The sequence below is a fragment of the Neisseria maigaei genome, assembly GCF_958267405.1.
In the GTDB taxonomy this organism is placed as follows: Bacteria; Pseudomonadota; Gammaproteobacteria; order Burkholderiales; family Neisseriaceae; genus Neisseria; species Neisseria bergeri.
Genome location: NZ_CATQFT010000051.1, coordinates 32,166 through 50,825, shown reverse-complemented (window position 1 = coordinate 50,825; position 18,660 = coordinate 32,166). Strand labels below are relative to the sequence as shown.

Genomic DNA, 18,660 nt, shown 5'->3' with positions numbered 1-18,660 from the left:
TATGTCAGACGGACAAAATATTCCGGCAAAAATGATGTCGTTGCAGCTGAAAGACATGAGTCTGCTGTACAGCTCCTATATGCCGTTTTTGGAACACGGCGGTCTGTTTGTGCAGACCGACGACGTATTTTCCATCGGGGAAGACATTCTGCTTGCCGTGGAAATTTTCAATTATCCCAAATTGTTCCTGCCGACACAGGTGGCGTGGATCAATCCTGCGCGCACTTCCTCCAAACCCAAAGGGGTGGGGCTGGCATTCACAAAACACGAAAACTGCCTGAAAGTCAAAGACCAGATCGAAGTCGAACTGGGCAGCGTGCTCGATAGCGGCAAACCCACGTTTACGATGTAACGCCATGCATATCATCGATTCGCACTGCCACCTCAATTTTGAAGGTTTGAAAGAACGCCTGCCCGAAGTTTTGTCCAACATGGAAGCAAACGGCGTGGGGCAGGCTCTCGCTATCAGCGTCAGTAGGGAAAGCTTCTCCGAAGTCTTTGCCGTCGCCGAAGCGCACGAACACATCTATTGCACCATAGGCGTACATCCCGACAGCAGGGAAGCGGAAGAATTTTCCGTCGCGGAAATGGTCGAAGCCGCCACCCATCCGAAAGTGGTCGGCATCGGCGAGACGGGTTTGGATTATTACTGGTGCAAAGGCGATTTGTCTTGGCAGCACAAACGCTTTGCAGACCACATCGAAGCAGCCAATCAAACCGGGCTGCCCGTTATCGTCCATACGCGCGATGCGGCGGCGGATACCTTGTCTATTCTGAAAGAATGTAAAACCAATTCGGGTGTGATCCACTGTTTTTCCGAAGACACAGCCTTTGCTCGGGCTGCCATGGATTTGGGGCTTTATATTTCTTTTTCGGGAATCGTTACGTTTAAAAACGCCCCTTTGGTTCAGGAGGCGGCAAAATACGTTCCGGACGACCGCATTTTGGTGGAAACCGATGCGCCGTTCCTCGCCCCCGTTCCCAAACGAGGCAGGCAGAACGAACCGGCTTTTGTGCGTCATACCGCCGAACATATTGCCAAATTGCGGAATCAAACATTGGAACAGGTTGCGGCATATACGACGGAAAACTTTTACCGGCTGTTTAAAAAAGTACCCGATATGCGGGCCGTCTGACCCTGTGCCGACGATAAGGAAAACCATGAAGGCAATTCATCCGTATGTATGTCCGCGCTGCTGCTGCCTGCCTGCCAACACGTTTCGGACAGGCATGAGGCAGTCGGTATGGCAAATTCCGCTTCCAAATTCTGCATTGCCAAAGGCGGCGGACGGGAAGCAAAAAAAGACGGAAGCGGCGGCGGATATGCCCTGTGCCATTTGCCGGACAGCAGGATTGTCGAGGAGTGGGAATATTTCCGTTCACAACATTGATACTGCACGATATACAGCAAATATTGTGGGAAGTTTCCGCTTTTGCGTATAATGCGCCCTACCTGACAAATTTTGTCAACTTTATCAAAAGGAATAAGCGATGGCTTCCATCCACGACCAAATTAAAGAAGTAGTAACGACTCACCGCGTTGTATTGTTTATGAAAGGTACAAAGCAGTTTCCGCAATGCGGTTTCTCTTCTCGCGCCGTACAAATCCTTAATGCGGCAGGCTGTACCGATTACGTTACCGTCAACGTATTGGAAAATCCCGAAGTACGCCAAGGCATTAAGGAATACAGCGACTGGCCGACCATTCCCCAACTTTATGTGAACGGCGAATTTGTCGGCGGTTCGGACATCCTGATGGAAATGTATGAGGCAGGCGAGCTGCAAGAGCTGCTGAAAGCCTGATGGATTCGGCAATGCCGTCTGAACGTGTTTCAGACGGCATTTTCTTTTCCGGCAAATTAAAAAAAAGTATAATGACGCGTCTCAAAATCACACTGGAACACCGCGATGAACGTTAACGTTATCAACCATCCGCTCGTCCGCCACAAATTAACCCTGATGAGGGAGGCAGATTGCAGCACCTACAAATTCCGAACGCTTACCACAGAGCTGGCACGCCTGATGGCGTACGAAGCAAGTCGTGATTTTGAAATCGAAAAATACCTTATCGACGGATGGTGCGGTCAGATTGAAGGCGACCGCATCAAAGGCAAAACCCTGACCGTCGTCCCCATCTTGCGCGCCGGTTTGGGTATGCTCGACGGCGTGCTCGACCTGATTCCGACTGCCAAAATCAGTGTAGTCGGACTGCAGCGCGACGAGGAAACGCTGAAACCTGTTTCCTACTTCGAGAAATTCGTGGACAGTATGGACGAACGTCCTGCCCTGATTATCGACCCGATGCTGGCGACGGGCGGTTCGATGGTTGCCACCATCGACCTTTTGAAAGCCAAGGGCTGCCGCAACATCAAAGCCTTAGTCTTGGTTGCCGCGCCCGAGGGCGTGAAGGCGGTCAACGACGCGCATCCCGATGTTACGATTTACACCGCCGCGCTCGACAGCCACTTGAACGAAAACGGCTATATTATTCCCGGTTTAGGCGATGCGGGCGACAAGATTTTCGGCACGCGCTAACTGACTGATTTTCGGAGTTGATATGAATTTTCAAGATTATCTCGCCACATTTCCTTCAATCGACCATCTGGGCGGTTTGGACGTTCGGGATGCCGAAGGCAAAACGGTTCACCACATTCCCGCCGTTCAGGGCAAGCTCGGTTCGCTCAAGCTGTACAATGCTTTGGCGGAACGTTTTGACGGAAAATTGGACAAAGAAGCGGCAGAGCAGGGTTTGATATGGTTTGCCGAACACGTTGCCGACGCGCGCGCCTACCCCGGCAAGCATCCGAACATCGATCTGCTGGAAAATGTCGTACAAAGCGGCGAAACCTTCCTGCTCAAGCCGCTTGCCGCGCAATAATTTTCGACCATGCCGTCTGAAATCCGTTTCAGACGGCATTTTGTCGGAAAGAAGACCGTAAAACGGGCATTTTCTTTTCTATTTCAGGATACGGGCAATGATGTTTCAACACGCAGGACGATACATAAAGCGTCGCCCTATGTGTTGCCCTAATTTGAAAGGGGTTACACCCCTCTCAAATAAAATCTGATGCTGCTGCCACGAAGGACGGATGTCCAAATGGCGGGGTTTCAACCATTAAGGAAATACGATGAAAAAAATGTTCCTTTCTGCCGTATTGCTTCTGTCGGCTGCCGCTCAAACCGTGTGGGCGGATACGGTGTTTTCCTGTAAAACGGACAACAACAAATATATAGAAGTCCAAAAAATCGACCGCAATCTTTACGAATATTCGTTCGGCAGTGCGGCAAAAAAAGAAATTGCCATACGCAACAGCAAAGCTGACCTGTTGGGGCGTTCCGACAGGTGGCAAGGTATGGGCAGCGGTCGTTGGGCAACGATGAAATTCCAAAACGGCGAATTTATGTACACCGTATGGACAGACTTCGATTCCGTGACTCATACGGAAAGCAGCGGTGTCGTTGTGGAGCGTAGGGGCAAGGAAGTCGCACGGTTCGGCTGTACGCCGAAAACCGCACAGGCGAATTTCAACGATGACGATTTTTCCTGGTAATCGGGGAGGATAAGGCGATGGAAACAGCGAAACCCGTCATGCTGATTGTCCGTCCGTCGGGCAGGGCGAAGGACGATGTGGAAATCTGCCGTCGTGCCGGATGGCAGGCGGAAGTGTTGAGTCCGATTGAAATCGAAACCGACGAAGCAAGCCTGAAACGGCTGCCGGAAATGTATGCCCGTGCGGATGCCGTGTTTTGGGTCAGTCCGACCGCCGTTGAAACCGCCGCGCAGTACTTGGACTTTTCAGACGGCATAAAGATGCACATTTCCGTAGGGCAGGGCAGCCGCCGTGCCTTGGCGCGTTATGCGGGCGCGGGCGTGTTTGCACCTGAAGACGGAAACGACAGCGAGGCGGTTTTGCGCCTGCCGGTTTGGGATGGTCTGCGCGAAGGAGGGCGCGTCTTGTTCGTGCGCGGACACGGCGGGCGGGATTTTCTGATGAATGCCTTGCAGGAGAAAGGTTTTCGGACGGAGGTGGCAGAAGTCTATTTCAGACGGCATAAACCTTTGAACTTTCAAAATTTCCAATCCGAGAATATTACTGCCGCCTATATTACGTCCATAGAACTCGTGCAGTCGTTGTTTGCACAGGTTCCTCCGCAATTTTCCCGATTCTTCAAATCCTTGTTATACTTTACCCATCATCCGCGTATTGCGGAGGCCTTGAAACGCGAAGGAGTACGGTCGGTGGAAACCGTCCCTTCGCTGGAATACGCACTTTCTCATTTTCCTGTTTGAAAGGTTCGGATCCGTTGCGGACGGTCCGGCCTTTCTAAAAAGCTTAATCGATAAGGAGCAAAACGGTGAGCGAACCTGAAAACAAATCATCCGAACCCGTACGCGAGATACAGGCATCAAAAGAAATGCCGTCTGAAACCTCTTCCCCACGCAAAGAAAACGAAACAGAAGTACACATTCCTGCCGCTCCTTTTATCGTCAAACAGTCCGGCAGCAACGCTTTGGCGGCCTGCGCCCTGGTATTGGCGGCCTTGGGTCTGGGTGCAAGTGGTTTTTTGTTTGTCCAAGGACAGAATGTCTTGAAAAACCAAGAGTTGGCATTCAACCAAAAAATCGACAAAGCCGCTTTGGGCGAGTCGGAAAATGCCGCCCTGCTCAAAGACAACCTCAACCGCCAAAGTGCCATACAGTCCGAACTCGACCGTTTGGACAGCGGTGTCAAAGCCAACGGCGAACAAATTCTGATGACGCAAAAAGCCTATCGTGAGCTGACCAAAGGGCGTGCCGATTGGCTGGTGGACGAAACCGAGACCATACTCAATCTGGCGGCGCAACAGCTGGTGCTGACCGGCAATATCCAAACGGCAGTCGGCGTGCTGGAACATATCGACAGCCGCCTGTCCCGTTTCAATCAGGCAGAGCTTCTGCCGATCAAGCAGGCGGTTAGCAGCGACTTGGCGGAATTGAAAAACCGTCCTTATGTCGATATTTCCGGCACGGCACTGCGCATCGACCGGTTGGAAACCGCCGTATCCGGACTGCCGTTGATTTTGGACGGCGTATTGAAACCGGGCGTACAGGCCCGCAACGAAGCCGTTTCCGCATCATGGTGGCAGAACGTATGGGAAAAATCCCTCGGCACATTGAAAGGGCTGGTCGAAATCCGCCGTTTGGAAAACAACGATGCCATGCTGATTTCTCCCGAACAGGCATATTTTGTGCGTGAAAACCTGCGCCTCCGCCTTTTGGATGCGCGGACTGCATTAATGCAGCGCAACAGCGAAGTCTATCAAAGCGATTTGAACAATGCCGAAACCGTCATCAGACAGTATTTTGATGCCAAATCCCCCGCCACGCAGTCGTGGCTGAAAGAACTGGCGGAATTGAAGGCGTTGGATGTGCGCATGACGGCGGATGACGGTTTGAAAAACAGCCTAAATGCCGTCCGCGCCTATCGCGACGGTACGCGCATGACGGCGGCGGAAAATCAAGAAGTGGAACAGGCGACTTCCGAACTGGCAAACGAAAACACAGCTTCCGAAGCGGCTGCCGCATCGGATGTGAAGACCATAGAAGCACCGTCCCTTCCGTCGGAACGCAAACCGGAACAGCCTGCAAAAAAACAGCCCGTACCGGAAAAGGCAGGGCGTTTGCCCTCCGCTAAAGGAGAACGCGCATGAAAACGGTAGTCTGGATTGTCGTCCTGTTTGCCGCCGCCGTCGGACTGGCGCTGGCTTCAGGCATTTACACCGGCGACGTGTATATCGTACTCGGACAGACCATGCTCAGAATCAACCTGCACGCCTTTGTGCTGGGGCTGCTGATTGCCGTTGCGGCTTGGTATTTCCTGTTCAAATTCATTATCGGCGTACTCAATATCCCCGAAAAGCTGCGGCGTTCGGGTTCGGCGCGGAAAGGCCGCAAGGCCGCGCTTGCCTTGAACAAGGCGGGTTTGGCGTATTTTGAAGGGCGTTTTGAGAAGGCGGAACTTGAAGCCTCGCGCGTATTGGGCAACAAAGAGGCCGGAGACAACCGGACTTTGGCATTGATGCTGGGCGCGCACGCCGCTGGGCAGATGGAAAACATCGAGCTGCGCGACCGTTATCTTGCGGAAATCGCCAAACTGCCGGAAAAACAGCAGCTTTCCCGCTACCTGCTGCTGGCGGAATCGGCGTTGAACCGGCGCGATTACGAAGCGGCGGAAGCCAATCTTCATGCGGCGGCGAAGATGAATGCCAACCTTACGCGCCTCGTGCGTCTGCAACTTCGTTACGCCTTCGATCGGGACGACGCGTTGCAGGTTCTGGCAAAAACCGAAAAACTTTCCAAGGCGGGCGCATTGGGCAAATCGGAAATGGAACGGTATCAAAATTGGGCATACCGCCGCCAGCTGGCGGATGCTGCCGATGCCGCCGCTTTGAAAACCTGCCTGAAGCGGATTCCCGACAGCCTCAAAAACGGGGAATTGAGCGTATCGGTTGCGGAAAAGTACGAACGTTTGGGACTGTATGCCGATGCGGTCAAATGGGTCAAACAGCATTATCCGCACAACCGCCGCCCCGAGCTTTTGGAAGCCTTTGTCGAAAGCGTGCGCTTTTTGGGCGAGCGCGAACAGCAGAAAGCCATCGATTTTGCCGATGCTTGGCTTCGGGAACAGCCCGACAATGCCCTGCTGCTGATGTATCTCGGACAGCTTGCCTACGGCCGTCGGCTGTGGGGTAAGGCGAAAGGTTATTTGGAAGCCAGTATCGCCCTGCAACCGAGCGTTTCGGCGCGTCTGGTGTTGGCGAAAGTCTTTGACGAAACCGAACAGCCGCAAAAAGCCGAAGCACAGCGCAAATTGGTTTTGGAAGCCGTCTCCGATGACGAACGTCACGCAGCGTTAGAGCAGCATAGCTGATTTTGGGAAATATCTTTATCTGGGAGAATTTGATGGGGTCTTCAGATTCCTTTAAGGAAAAGAAAGAAATATTTGAAATTGGAACGCCTGCTTATCGCCAAAAGTTAATTGATGTTTGGAAAAAGAGCATTAATGGAAACGAAAAATCTTGGGTGCTCTTTGAAAATGGGACTTGCGTCATTTTACTTGAACCGGAAAAAGATTTGGCGAAACAAGCTAAAGAGATGTTAAGCAAATGGGGCAAGGTTCAAATAGGAACACCATCTGCAGATTTTGGTATTATCACTTTAGATAGTGGCGATGGATATGCCGTTTCATGCCATCATCCCGAAATTTTTACGCTAATCCTAAAAGAAGAAGGATTGGATGAAGATTTCAAAATCGGTATTGAAGGGCGCTCTCATCGCGATTGTGATGCTGAAGAACCCAAAGTTATCCATATCGAAGATAAACGCACCATTGAACCCCCCCTGAAAACCTGCTGCCGTTTAATCATCTACTGATGATTACCTAGGCAAATGTGTCCGCCCCCCTTTCAGACGACCTTTCATTGCGGAAACCGCCGCAAAGATTGTCTGAAAACTGTTTTCCTTCTCCGTTTTACAAACAAACCGAAAGCCCCGCATGACTCTTTTAAAAAACGACACTTTCCTCCGCGCCCTGCTCAAACAGCCTGTCGAATACACCCCGATTTGGATGATGCGTCAGGCGGGGCGTTATCTGCCCGAATACAAAGCCACACGCGCGAAAGCGGGCAGCTTCCTCGATTTGTGCAAAAACACCGGATTGGCGACCGAAGTCACCATCCAGCCTTTGGAACGCTTCGATTTGGACGCGGCGATTCTGTTCTCCGACATCCTGACCGTCCCCGACGCAATGGGCTTGGGACTGTACTTTGCCGAAGGCGAAGGTCCGAAATTCGAACGCGCCTTACAACACGAAGCCGACATCGCCAAATTGCACGTCCCCGATATGGAAAAACTGCAATACGTCTTTGACGCGGTAACTTCCATCCGTAAAGCACTGGACGGTCGCATACCGCTTATCGGCTTCTCCGGCAGCCCGTTTACGCTCGCCTGCTACATGGTTGAAGGCGGCGGCAGCAAGGAATTTCGCACCATCAAAACCATGATGTATTCGCGCCCCGATTTGCTGCACAAAATCCTCGACACCAACGCCCAAGCCGTTACCGCCTACCTCAACGCCCAAATCGACGCGGGTGCGCAGGCTGTGCAGATTTTCGACACTTGGGGCGGCGTGTTGAGCGATGCGGCGTTTAAAGAATTCAGCCTCAAATACATCCGCCAAATCGTTGCCGGATTGAAACGCGAAAGTGAAGGTCGTCGCGTTCCCGTCATCGTATTTGCCAAAGGCGGCGGGCTGTGGCTGGAAAGCATGGCAGAAATCGGCGCAGACGCATTGGGCTTGGACTGGACGTGCAACATCGGCGAAGCACGCCGCCGCGTCGGCAACCAAGTCGCCCTGCAAGGCAACTTCGACCCGTTCGCCCTCTTCGGCACGCCCGAATCCATCCGTACCGAAGTCGCGCGCATCCTAGCCGACTACGGACACGGCAGCGGCCATGTCTTCAACCTCGGACACGGCATCAACCAACACGCCGGCCCCGAACACGCCAAAATTTTGGTCGATACCGTACACGAATTGTCGCGGCAGTATCACGGCGGGTAAGCCGGCAGGAAACCGCCCGATATGCCGTCTGAAGCCGAGAGATGGCCGGTTAGGGTAAAAATAAGGCAATGCGGCAATATCCGCCGTGTATGGATAGTACATGACGGCGGCGTTGCCGTATTGGCGCAATCCCAACCGTCCCTATTTTCAGACGGCATTTTTGTTTTCAGATGCAGGGAAAACCGATGGCAAAAACGCTTAAAACCCTTTACCAATGCACCGAATGCGGCGGCACCTCCCCGAAATGGCAGGGCAAATGCCCGCATTGCGGCGAGTGGAACACGCTTCAGGAAAGCCTGGTCGCGCCCGAGCCGAAAAACGCCCGTTTCCAATCTTGGGCGGCGGACACTTCGACCGTCCAATCCCTCTCCGCCGTTACTGCGACCGAAGTGCCGCGCAATCCGACCGGCATGGGCGAACTCGACCGCGTATTGGGCGGCGGTTTGGTCGATGGTGCGGTCATCCTGCTCGGCGGCGATCCCGGCATCGGCAAATCCACGCTGCTGCTGCAAACCATCGCCAAAATGGCGCAAAGCCGCAAAGTGCTGTACGTTTCCGGCGAAGAATCCGCCCAACAGGTCGCCCTGCGCGCGCAACGTTTGGAACTGCCGACCGAAGGCGTGAACCTGCTTGCCGAAATCCGCATGGAAGCGATTCAGACGGCCTTGAAACAGCATCAACCCGAAGTCGTCGTCATCGATTCCATCCAAACCATGTATTCCGACCAAATCACTTCCGCCCCAGGCTCCGTGTCGCAGGTGCGCGAGTGTGCCGCCCAACTGACGCGCATGGCGAAACAGATGGGCATCGCCATGATACTGGTCGGACACGTTACCAAAGACGGCGCGATTGCAGGCCCGCGCGTACTGGAACACATGGTCGATACCGTGCTGTATTTCGAGGGCGACCAACATTCCAATTACCGCATGATACGCGCCATCAAAAACCGCTTCGGTGCGGCAAACGAATTGGGCGTGTTCGCCATGACCGAAAACGGTTTGAAAGGCGTGTCCAACCCGTCCGCCATCTTCCTTGCCAGCTACCGTGATGATACGCCCGGCTCGTGTGTTTTGGTTACACAGGAAGGCAGCCGCCCGCTTTTGGTCGAAATTCAGGCGTTGGTCGATGACGCGCACGGCTTTACACCCAAACGCCTCACCGTCGGCCTTGAACAAAACCGCCTTGCGATGCTGCTCGCCGTCCTCAACCGACACGGCGGCATTGCCTGTTTCGATCAGGATGTATTTTTAAACGCCGTCGGCGGCGTGAAAATCGGCGAACCAGCGGCGGATTTGGCGGTCATCCTCGCGATGCTTTCCAGCTTCCGCAACCGCCCTATGCCTGAAAAAACCGTGGTTTTCGGCGAAATCGGATTAAGCGGCGAAGTCCGCCCCGTCGCGCGCGGACAAGAGCGGCTCAAAGAGGCGGAAAAGCTCGGCTTCAAACGCGCCATCGTCCCCAAAGCCAATATGCCGCGCAACGCCAAAGAGTTTCCGAACCTGAAAATCTACGGTGTTTCGAGTTTGCAGGAAGCCATTGATATTTGTCGGGAAGATAGGGATTGAAAGGAAATGCCGTCTGAAATCAGGTTTCAGACGGCATTTGGTTTGTGGCGGATTGAAACAAGAAGGCATACCGGCGACAGATAAGATTTGCGGCAAAGTTGCCTGTGATATGGCAAAAACGCACACGCCCGTCATCCCTGCGAAGGCGGGAATCCGGAATCGTCCGTTTCGGCAATGATTGGAAATCACGGCAACCCAACCGCTTGGATTCCCGACTTCGCGGGAATGAGGGGCGTGTGCATTTGATTTCCATCCGCCATATGTCGGCGACGGGTTTATTCGCCTACGGTTTTTTGTATCAGTTTTTCGGCGTTTGCCAAAGTGTTTGCCACTTCGTCAAAACCGATGCGGCTGCCGGCAATCAGGGCGCGCGTATCGGTATAGGCGGCGCGTACTTTGCCGTCCGTTTCGGTAACGAGGACGCGCAGGGGCAGTTGTAGGGCGAAGACGGGGTCTTTGACCATCAGCGGCGTACCGGCCTTGGGCGTGCCGAAGACGATGACTTTTGCCGGCTGCATGGTCAGGCCGTTTCGGCGGGCGGCTTCCTGATGGTCGATGACGGCAAAAATGTCCATCCCTTTGCTTTTTATGGCGGTTTCAAGGCGGCTGACGGTTTCGTCAAAACTGTATTTCGAGGTGAGGGTATGCGTGGTCATAGCGGTTTCGTTTTGGGTTTGCGGTTTGCCGGCAGGGTGTGCCGAAGCGGTTGAAATGCAGAGTGCGGATGCGGCAATCAGGGGGAGTATGTGTTTCATCGTATTTCCTTTTTCCTTTTCGGTTTGTTTGTCAGGCTTCGTATGGGGCGGCACGCGCCGCGCCTGTGATGCCGTGCCGCGTGCCGGAACGCCGTATGCCGTCTGAAAGCCTGTCCTTTCAGACGGCATTGCGTCATTTCATCCCTTTTTTGAGCAGGTCTTCATAACCGCCGTGATTGGCAACATTTGTATAACCTGCTTTTTTCAGCTCTTGAAGGGCGGCTTCGGCACGCCGTCCGCTGCGGCAGTAGAGGTTGAGCGGCGTGTCTTTGTCGGGCGCGGCTTCGTGTATGCGGCGGACGATTTGGTCGACGGGGATATTGACCGCGTTGTGCAAATGCCCTTCGCTGAATTCCTGTTCGGAACGGACATCGATCCAAACGGCTGAATGTTGCGTGGTTTGGGCGGCGGATACGGGTTTTTGCGGGGCTGCCTGTGCGGCAAAGGCGGCTGAGGCAATGAGTGCGGCGGTAATCAGGTGTTTGATATTCATAGGGTTCTCCTGCGGTTGTCGTCTTAAGGGACGGGAAGTTATTTTATCTGTTCCAAAGCGTCGGCATCTATGTCCCAACGCCAAACGCCGCCGCCTTTGCCGTCTATGCCGCGCAAAAACAGGTAGCGGACGGAAACGGCGGCGGGCGGTTGTCCGCGCAGTTTGAAGTAGCGCGCGGCGGCAACGGCGTAAATCAGTGCCTGAAGGTAATAGTGGTGGTGTGCGACGGCTTCGTCCATCGCCTGCCGCGTGTAGGCGCATGCGTCCGCACCGAGGTAGTTTGATTTGTAGTCGATGACGCAGATATTGCCGTCGGGGTCTTGGCAGACCATATCGATAAAGCCGTTTAAAAAGCCGTTGACGGTGTGGAAGTCGAGCGTTTCGGCGGCGGCACGGCAGACTTCGGGCAGCCGGACATCGTTGCGGGCAAACCAGTCGCGCAGCCGTTTGAGGCCGAAGTCTTCGGTGTGGAGGGTAAAGCCCATTTCGGGACAGCGGCACTCGGGCGGAATGTCGGACAGGCCGTATGCCCCCGTCAGCGGCGTTTTGCGGCAGGCTTCCGCCATTTCGGCAACGGTGGGCAGCCATATTTCTTCAAAACCGTATTTTTTCAGCTTGTCGGCAATGAGGGTTTCCTGTTCGGCGGCTGCTTGTCCGAATTTGAAATCTTCAAGAATTTCGTGCAGGCACAGCCCCGTCTGAGTGCCTTTCGGAAAGCCGTGTACCGATATGCCGTCTGAAGCCGTCGGCATTTCAGACGGCATGGTTGATTCTGCCGTTTCTGCAGGGTCTAGGGAAGGCTGCACATCTTCCTCGCCGCCGTCGGGCGTTTGGGTTTGGCGGCTTAAGGCGGTAAAGCTGGTGTGGCGGATGAAGCGGAAGCCGCGCTTGGGAAGATTGTTTGCGGCAAATTCGGCGGTTTGACCGGCGTTGCCGCAATATACGGCAGGGGGCGGCGCATCTTCTGTGAAGGCGAAATCCGTGCCGTCAGGGGCGTTGTCCGCCACGCGCTGCCAGTTGCGTTTGAGCATCGCGATGCCGTCTTTTTCACATGCATAGGCACGGCGGACGGTTTCGCGGCTGTCTTGCGGCAAGCCTTCAATCAGGTAGGCAAGGGGGTTGTCGGCGGTATCGGAAGAATAGGCGGCGTAGATGTTGAGCTGTTCCTCGGCACGCGTCAGCGCGACATAAAGCAGGCGCAGGCGTTCCGCCATTTCTTCATCGGCATATTGCTTTTGTTCGTCTTCCGACAGTTGCGCCTTTGCTAACAGTTCGGTTCGGTTTGCGCTTTGGTGGAGGATTTGCCAGTCGGACGGCCCGGTATCTTGCGCGTCCCACGCAAACGGACAGTACACCAGCGGATACTGCAAACCTTTCGAGGCGTGCATGGTAACGATTTTGACCAAATCTTCGTCGCTTTCCAAACGGATGGCGCGGTTGTCGCCGCCGTTGTTGCCGGCCAGGCTGATTTGGTCGCGCAGCCATTTGTGCAGCGCGGCGGGGTTTCGGTTTTGCGCGTCTTCGGCGGCAAGCAGTTCGAGCAGTTGGAAATAATTGGTCAGGCTGCGCCCGTTGTTCCGACTTAAGAGGCGCGTTTCGATGCCGTGTGTTTGGGAAAACTGCTGCATAGCGGCGAAAATGCCGTATTTATTCCAGTTGTCGAGCACGGTTCGGGCAGATTCCGCCCAATGCAAAATTTCGCTTTCGTTTTGGTTGAAGTCGTGCAATTGCTGCGCGTCATAACCGAATATGCTGCTTGTCAGGACAAAGCGCAGCGTTCCGGCGCGGCGCGGTTCGAGCCAGAAGCCGAAGAGTGCGGACAGGGCGGCGGCTTCGGGCGAGGCGAACACGGATTCGCGCGAAAGCAGGACGCTTTGCACCTGCCGTTTTTTCAGGGCGGCGGAAACCATCACCGCCTCGTTGTGCGTGCGGACCAGCACGGCAATATCGCCCGACTGCAGCGGGCGGCCTTTGAAATTCAGACGGCCTTCGGCGGCTTCGTTGAGCGCGCGGGCGATTTCGTCGGCGCAATAGTCGGCGGCACGGCGGCGCAAAACGTCTTTGTTGGCTTTTTCATTGTCGTTTTCGTGCAGCCAACGGAGCTGTACGGCAGAACGTTTGGGCGATAACCTGCTTTCGGCACGCGCCGCACCGACTTCCGAATAGCCGATGTTTTCCAAAACGAACGGGCGTTCTTTGAGGCGGAACAGCGCGCCGATGCTGCCGATAAGCGCGGCATGGCTGCGGTAGTTGGTGGCGAGCGTGTAGCGGTGCTGCGCGTCTTCCGCCGCCTGAAGGTAGGCGTAAATGTCCGCACCGCGAAAGCTGTAAATCGCCTGTTTGGGATCGCCGACCAGAAACAGCGGGCGGTTTCGGGCGATGAAGATTTTTTGGAAGATTTCGTATTGCAGCGGGTCGGTGTCTTGGAACTCGTCGATCAGCGCGGTTTCCCAGTTTTCGGCAACGGCACGGGCGAGGGTTTCGGCGTGCGGATTGTCGGTCAGCGCGGTGTGGACATCGAGCAGCAGGTCGTCGAAACCGCGTTCGCGGCGCGATTTTTTCATCTCGGCAAGGCTGCGGTTGAGGTATCCGATTAAATCCAGTTGCAGCCGGATCATTGTTGCTTCTTCCGCTTCTTCGAGTGCGTCCAAATCGCGCCCGAAGTCTGCCAGTTTCTGCAATTCGGCAAATACTGCCGCATCGGGCGTTTTGCCTTTTTTCAGTCCGGCTTCGAGTTTGTCGGACGAAAGTTTCAAGAGCCGTTCGTGCAGCTTCGCCTCCAAAAAGGGCAAATCCGGCGACAGGGCTTTTTGTTCCAACGCGTCAAACAGTTCGGCAAAACTGTTTTTCCGATACGAATTGCCGTTTAAAAGGGGGTGGATGCGCCAAAAAGTTTCTTTTAATTCAGCCAGATTTCCGCAAATGTTTTGCCAGCTTGCCAAAGCGGAATCCCGGGCTTGCGGCAAATCCGCCTGCGGACGGCGGGAATTCAGGTACGGGCGGGACAGGTAGGCGCGGATTTGGGAAAGGACGGTTTGCGGCACAGCTTTGCGTTTAAACGCCAATGCGGCAAGCACCGGGTCGCCGCTGACGCGTTCGCGCCAAAAATCTTGCGCCGGGACGAGCAGGCGGTCGCCGTCTTCTTCGGTCAGTTCGACATCGAACGGTGCTTGGCACAAAAACGCGTAGTCGCGCAGGATGCGCTGGCAGAAGCCGTGGATGGTGTAGATGGCGGCGTTGTCGAATTGCCCGATGGCGGCTTTGAGGCGGACAATCAGGCGCGTCCGGCTTTCTTTTTGCAAAGCCTGTTCCAAGAGTGCGGGCAGGAAGGTGTCGCCTTTGTGGTGTTCGGCGCAGTAGGCGGCAATGCCGTCTGAAAGCGCGCCGTCTCCAAGTTCGGCAATTTCTTTGCTTTCCAAAACCTGCAACACATCGTCCAAACGCGCGCGCAGGCGTGTTTTCAGCTCGGCGGTGGCGGCTTTGGTGAAGGTAACGACCAATACGTGCTCGACGCTTTTTTGTTCCAATACGATCAGGCGCGTAAACAGGGCGGCAATGCCGTAGGTTTTGCCGGTGCCGGCAGAGGCCTCAATCAGGTTGGTGCCGGAAATGGGGACGGTCAGCGGGTCGAATGCTTGGATGGGTGCGGACATAGTGCACGCTCGGGAAACGATTGGACGGTAAAACGGGAAATGCCGTCTGAAAAAGGGTTCAGACGGCATAGTCCGGCTTAGAGGTTTTGCAGGCGTTCGACAGACGGGGCGTAGTAGTATCCGCCCGAAACGGCGGTGGAGAGGTGCCGGAGCAGCAGGTCGGTTTTGCCGTCCGTGTCGCCGAACATACTCAATAATTGCGCTTCGATATTGTGCAGCGTGCGGCAGTATGCGGTAAACATCAAACCGTGTTCGCCGCTGATTTTGCCGAAGGGCAGGCTGCGGCGGACGATTTTCAGACCGATGCCGTTTTCTTTCAGGTTGACGCGTCCCAAGTGCGAATCGGGCAGGCGGACATCGCGGCTGAATTCGTCGTCGGTTTCCTTGCTGCGGCCGACCGAGGCCTCCTGTTCGGCGACGGGGACGGCATCCCATTTTTTCAAATCGTGCAGGTATTTTTGCAGCAGGACATAGCTGCCGCCCGCATCGGGCAGCCCTTCGGGGATGATGGCGACTTCTCGGATTTTTTCATCGCCCTGCGGGTTTTCCGTGCCGTCGACGAAACCGTCCAGCCCGCGATCCTGATACAGACGCAAACCGTGTTCTTCGGACGCGACGCATATGCTGCTGCCGAACGCGCCCAAAACGGATTGGGCAAGCGCGTAGGCGGCGTTTTGGCGGAAGGATTGGATGTGGATGTACATATCGTGCTGCGTGGATGGTGCAAGCCCATTGCCCATTTCGGGGAAGGGTTTGATTTCACTGCCTTCGTCCGTGTGTCCGAATGTTTCCCAGGTTTCGCTGCCGAAGGCGATGGTCATACCCAAAATATCGTCCGGAAAACGGGTTTTCAAGACGGATAACGCGTCGAGCGAAGCGCGGCAGGCGGCTTTAATATCGTTGAGGCGGTTGGCGGCGAAGTCGGCTTCGATAAAGATGCCGGCTTGGGCGTGGTCGGGAATGATGGCGGATTGGGGTGTGTTCATGATGTTCCTTTTTGGTGTCATCTGTTTCGGGTGGATTATAGCACCGAATCGGCAGGCGGATTTTTGCCGGAACGGCGTGCGTGAATCCGCCGTTTGCGTACCTGATGCTGCTTTTCGGTTTCGTGCCGCCCGCCGCCTTTATTCCCGCTTCCGGCGGCTTCGGCATATCTTTTCCATTCCGGTTTGGAATAGCCATATAAAAAAGTATTCTTTGTGTTTGCCGCAATTTCACTTAGAATGCCGCACTTGCACACTTTTTACAGGAGAGGATGATGTTGAAAAAATTCGTACTCGGCGGCATTGCCGCATTGGTTTTGGCGGCCTGCGGCGGAGAGGGCGGCAGCGCGTCTTCTTCTGCTCCAGCCCAATCTGCCGGCGAGTCCGGTTCTTTAATCGAACGCATCAACAATAAAGGTACGGTTACCGTCGGTACAGAAGGCACTTACGCACCGTTTACCTACCACGACAAAGACGGCAAATTGACCGGCTATGATGTGGAAGTTACCCGCGCCGTGGCGGAAAAACTGGGCGTGAAAGTCGAGTTTAAAGAAACGCAATGGGATTCGATGATGGCGGGTTTGAAGGCGGGACGTTTCGACGTGGTGGCAAACCAAGTCGGACTGACCAGCCCCGAACGCCAAGCGACATTCGACAAATCCGAACCTTACAGCTGGAGCGGTGCGGTTTTGGTTGCCCGTAAAGACAGCAACATCAAATCTATCGACGACATCAAAGGCGTGAAAACCGCACAATCCCTGACCAGCAACTACGGCGAAAAAGCCAAAGCTGCAGGCGCAGATTTGGTGGCTGTTGATGGTTTGGCGCAATCGCTGACCCTGATTGAACAAAAACGCGCCGATGCGACTTTGAACGATGAATTGGCGGTATTGGACTACCTGAAGAAAAACCCGAATGCCGGCGTGAAAGTCGTGTGGTCCGCGCCTGCCGATGAAAAAGTCGGTTCCGGCCTGATTGTCAACAAGGGCAATGACGAGGCCGTGGCGAAATTCAGCACGGCAATCAACGAGCTGAAAGCCGACGGCACGTTGAAAAAACTGGGCGAACAATTCTTCGGAAAAGACATCAGTGTTCAATAATTTCCTTGCCTCTCTGCCGTTTATGACGGAAACACGCGCCGATATGATTGTCAGCGCGTTTTTGCCTATGGTCAAAGCCGGCTTCGCGGTGTCTCTGCCTTTGGCGGCAGCCTCTTTCGTTATCGGTATGGTGATTGCGGTAGCCGTTGCTTTGGTGCGAATCATGCCCTCCGGCGGCATTTTCCAAAGATGCTTGCTGAAGCTGGTGGAATTTTATATTTCCGTCATTCGCGGTACGCCGCTGTTTGGTGCAGTTGGTCATCGTATTCTATGGTTTGCCTTCCGTCGGCATCTATATTGACCCGATTCCTGCCGCCATCATCGGCTTTTCGCTCAATGTCGGCGCATACGCTTCCGAAACCATACGCGCGGCAATCTTGTCCGTACCTAAAGGCCAATGGGAAGCCGGTTTCTCCATCGGTATGACCTATATGCAGACGTTCCGCCGCATTATCGCGCCACAGGCATTCCGCGTTGCCGTGCCGCCTTTGAGCAACGAGTTTATCGGCTTGTTCAAAAACACCTCGCTTGCCGCAGTGGTAACGGTAACGGAGCTTTTCCGTGTTGCCCAAGAGACGGCAAACCGTACTTATGACTTTTTGCCCGTCTATATCGAAGCCGCTTTGGTTTACTGGTGTTTCTGCAAGGTTCTGTTCCTGATTCAGGCGCGTTTGGAAAAACGCTTCGACCGCTATGTCGCCAAATAAGGGAAAGCCATGATTAAAATCCGCAATATCCGCAAAACCTTCGGCGAAAACACCATTTTGCGCGGCATCGATTTGGATGTGGGCAAAGGACAGGTGGTCGTCATCCTCGGGCCTTCAGGCTCGGGCAAAACGACGTTTCTGCGCTGTTTAAACGCTTTGGAAATGCCTGAAGACGGACAAATCGAGTTTGACAACGAGCAGCCGTTAAGCATCGATTTTTCCAAAAAAACGACAAAGCACGACATCTTGGCACTGCGCCGCAAGTCCGGCATGGTGTTCCAACAATACAACCTCTTTCCGCACAAAACTGCGTTGGAAAACGTGATGGAAGGACCGGTTGCCGTACAAGGCAAACCTGCCGCCCAAGCGCGCGAAGAAGCTTTGAAACTGCTGGAAAAAGTCGGCTTGGGCGACAAGGTTGACCTTTATCCCTACCAGCTTTCCGGCGGTCAGCAGCAGCGCGTCGGCATTGCCCGCGCATTGGCGATTCAGCCCGAGCTGATGCTGTTTGACGAACCGACTTCCGCGCTTGACCCTGAATTGGTGCAAGATGTTTTGGATACCATGAAGGAATTGGCACAAGAAGGCTGGACGATGGTCGTCGTTACCCACGAAATCAAGTTCGCGCTGGAAGTTGCCACGACCGTCGTCGTGATGGATGGCGGCGTTATCGTAGAGCAGGGCAGCCCGAAAGAGTTGTTCGACCACCCCAAACACGAACGGACGCGGAAATTTTTAAGCCAAATCCAATCTGCCAAGATTTGATTAACCATGTGTGAAAAATGCCGTCTGAAACTTTCAGAC

The 18,660-nt window shown here is 54.4% G+C and carries 20 protein-coding genes and 1 pseudogene; 16 read left to right on the top strand and 5 right to left on the bottom strand.

Annotation, left to right across the window (positions count from 1 at the left end):
* Position 1 precedes the first annotated feature (1 nt).
* The 12 genes from Q3O06_RS09140 (at position 2) to hemE (ending at position 8,600) form a co-directional block, all read left to right on the top strand.
* On the top strand, positions 2-352 hold the full coding sequence (locus Q3O06_RS09140) for a PilZ domain-containing protein (RefSeq protein WP_301673577.1): 351 nt from the start codon (positions 2-4) through the stop codon (positions 350-352).
* 4 nt (positions 353-356) lie between these two features.
* Positions 357-1,136 carry a TatD family hydrolase gene (locus Q3O06_RS09135; protein ID WP_301818512.1) on the top strand — a complete coding sequence of 260 codons (780 nt, stop codon included), beginning with the start codon at positions 357-359 and terminating at the stop codon, positions 1,134-1,136.
* A gap of 48 nt (positions 1,137-1,184) precedes the next feature.
* Positions 1,185-1,391, top strand: a complete 207-nt coding sequence (locus Q3O06_RS09130; protein WP_301818511.1) for a putative hemolysin — start codon at positions 1,185-1,187, stop codon at positions 1,389-1,391.
* A gap of 100 nt (positions 1,392-1,491) precedes the next feature.
* Entirely contained in the window at positions 1,492-1,803 is a 312-nt protein-coding gene (grxD, locus tag Q3O06_RS09125; protein WP_002214004.1) for a Grx4 family monothiol glutaredoxin, read from the top strand.
* A gap of 105 nt (positions 1,804-1,908) precedes the next feature.
* Positions 1,909-2,535 (top strand): uracil phosphoribosyltransferase, encoded by a 627-nt coding sequence (gene upp / locus Q3O06_RS09120; protein WP_002217598.1) that lies wholly within the window; start codon positions 1,909-1,911, stop codon positions 2,533-2,535.
* Between the two features lie 22 nt (positions 2,536-2,557).
* Positions 2,558-2,878, top strand: coding sequence for a DUF2322 family protein (locus Q3O06_RS09115; RefSeq protein WP_301818510.1), 321 nt, complete (start codon positions 2,558-2,560; stop codon positions 2,876-2,878).
* A 250-nt stretch (positions 2,879-3,128) separates the two neighbouring features.
* Positions 3,129-3,551: a protein Gly1ORF1 gene (locus tag Q3O06_RS09110; protein WP_301818509.1), complete on the top strand. Its 423-nt coding sequence runs from the start codon at positions 3,129-3,131 to the stop codon at positions 3,549-3,551.
* A 17-nt stretch (positions 3,552-3,568) separates the two neighbouring features.
* Positions 3,569-4,291 carry a uroporphyrinogen-III synthase gene (locus tag Q3O06_RS09105; RefSeq protein ID WP_301818508.1) on the top strand — a complete coding sequence of 241 codons (723 nt, stop codon included), beginning with the start codon at positions 3,569-3,571 and terminating at the stop codon, positions 4,289-4,291.
* A gap of 65 nt (positions 4,292-4,356) precedes the next feature.
* Complete coding sequence (locus Q3O06_RS09100) at positions 4,357-5,691, top strand: uroporphyrinogen-III C-methyltransferase (RefSeq protein WP_301818507.1); 1,335 nt, start codon at positions 4,357-4,359, stop codon at positions 5,689-5,691.
* Positions 5,688-6,911 (top strand): heme biosynthesis protein HemY, encoded by a 1,224-nt coding sequence (locus tag Q3O06_RS09095; RefSeq protein WP_301818506.1) that lies wholly within the window; start codon positions 5,688-5,690, stop codon positions 6,909-6,911. The genes Q3O06_RS09100 and Q3O06_RS09095 overlap by 4 nt, the downstream gene beginning before the upstream one ends.
* 32 nt (positions 6,912-6,943) lie before the next feature.
* On the top strand, positions 6,944-7,414 hold the full coding sequence (locus Q3O06_RS09090) for a hypothetical protein (protein ID WP_301818505.1): 471 nt from the start codon (positions 6,944-6,946) through the stop codon (positions 7,412-7,414).
* Between the two features lie 121 nt (positions 7,415-7,535).
* On the top strand, positions 7,536-8,600 hold the full coding sequence (hemE, locus tag Q3O06_RS09085) for a uroporphyrinogen decarboxylase (RefSeq protein WP_301818504.1): 1,065 nt from the start codon (positions 7,536-7,538) through the stop codon (positions 8,598-8,600).
* On the opposite strand, the gene Q3O06_RS09080 is transcribed toward hemE, so the two are convergent.
* Positions 8,588-8,758, bottom strand: a complete 171-nt coding sequence (locus Q3O06_RS09080; protein WP_301818503.1) for a hypothetical protein — start codon at positions 8,756-8,758, stop codon at positions 8,588-8,590. The two genes, hemE and Q3O06_RS09080, sit on opposite strands and share 13 nt — an antisense overlap.
* Before the next feature lie 27 nt (positions 8,759-8,785).
* Between Q3O06_RS09080 and radA the strand changes: the two genes are divergently transcribed.
* Positions 8,786-10,165, top strand: coding sequence for a DNA repair protein RadA (gene radA, locus Q3O06_RS09075; protein WP_301818502.1), 1,380 nt, complete (start codon positions 8,786-8,788; stop codon positions 10,163-10,165).
* 275 nt (positions 10,166-10,440) lie between these two features.
* Here the strand turns inward: radA and Q3O06_RS09070 are convergent, their stop codons facing one another.
* From Q3O06_RS09070 to Q3O06_RS09055, 4 genes are all read right to left on the bottom strand, one after another.
* The gene (locus tag Q3O06_RS09070) at positions 10,441-10,920 is read right to left on the bottom strand and encodes a DUF302 domain-containing protein (protein WP_301818533.1); all 480 of its coding nucleotides are present in this window, start codon (positions 10,918-10,920) and stop codon (positions 10,441-10,443) included.
* Positions 10,921-11,053: 133 nt separating this feature from the next.
* Positions 11,054-11,413 carry a rhodanese-like domain-containing protein gene (locus tag Q3O06_RS09065; protein ID WP_301818501.1) on the bottom strand — a complete coding sequence of 120 codons (360 nt, stop codon included), beginning with the start codon at positions 11,411-11,413 and terminating at the stop codon, positions 11,054-11,056.
* Between the two features lie 38 nt (positions 11,414-11,451).
* Positions 11,452-15,066 (bottom strand): exodeoxyribonuclease V subunit beta, encoded by a 3,615-nt coding sequence (recB, locus tag Q3O06_RS09060; protein WP_301818532.1) that lies wholly within the window; start codon positions 15,064-15,066, stop codon positions 11,452-11,454.
* Positions 15,067-15,143: 77 nt separating this feature from the next.
* Entirely contained in the window at positions 15,144-16,052 is a 909-nt protein-coding gene (locus Q3O06_RS09055) for a Dyp-type peroxidase (protein ID WP_301818500.1), read from the bottom strand.
* A gap of 269 nt (positions 16,053-16,321) precedes the next feature.
* Here Q3O06_RS09055 and Q3O06_RS09050 point away from each other — a divergent pair, with 269 nt between their 5' ends.
* The 3 genes and pseudogenes from Q3O06_RS09050 (at position 16,322) to Q3O06_RS09040 (ending at position 18,621) form a co-directional block, all read left to right on the top strand.
* The gene (locus tag Q3O06_RS09050; protein WP_301818499.1) at positions 16,322-17,149 is read left to right on the top strand and encodes an amino acid ABC transporter substrate-binding protein; all 828 of its coding nucleotides are present in this window, start codon (positions 16,322-16,324) and stop codon (positions 17,147-17,149) included.
* Positions 17,139-17,856, top strand: a pseudogene (locus tag Q3O06_RS09045) (amino acid ABC transporter permease). Before Q3O06_RS09050 ends, Q3O06_RS09045 begins: the two are co-directional and overlap by 11 nt.
* Before the next feature lie 9 nt (positions 17,857-17,865).
* Positions 17,866-18,621, top strand: a complete 756-nt coding sequence (locus tag Q3O06_RS09040; RefSeq protein WP_301818498.1) for an amino acid ABC transporter ATP-binding protein — start codon at positions 17,866-17,868, stop codon at positions 18,619-18,621.
* The last annotated feature ends 39 nt before the right edge of the window (positions 18,622-18,660 follow it).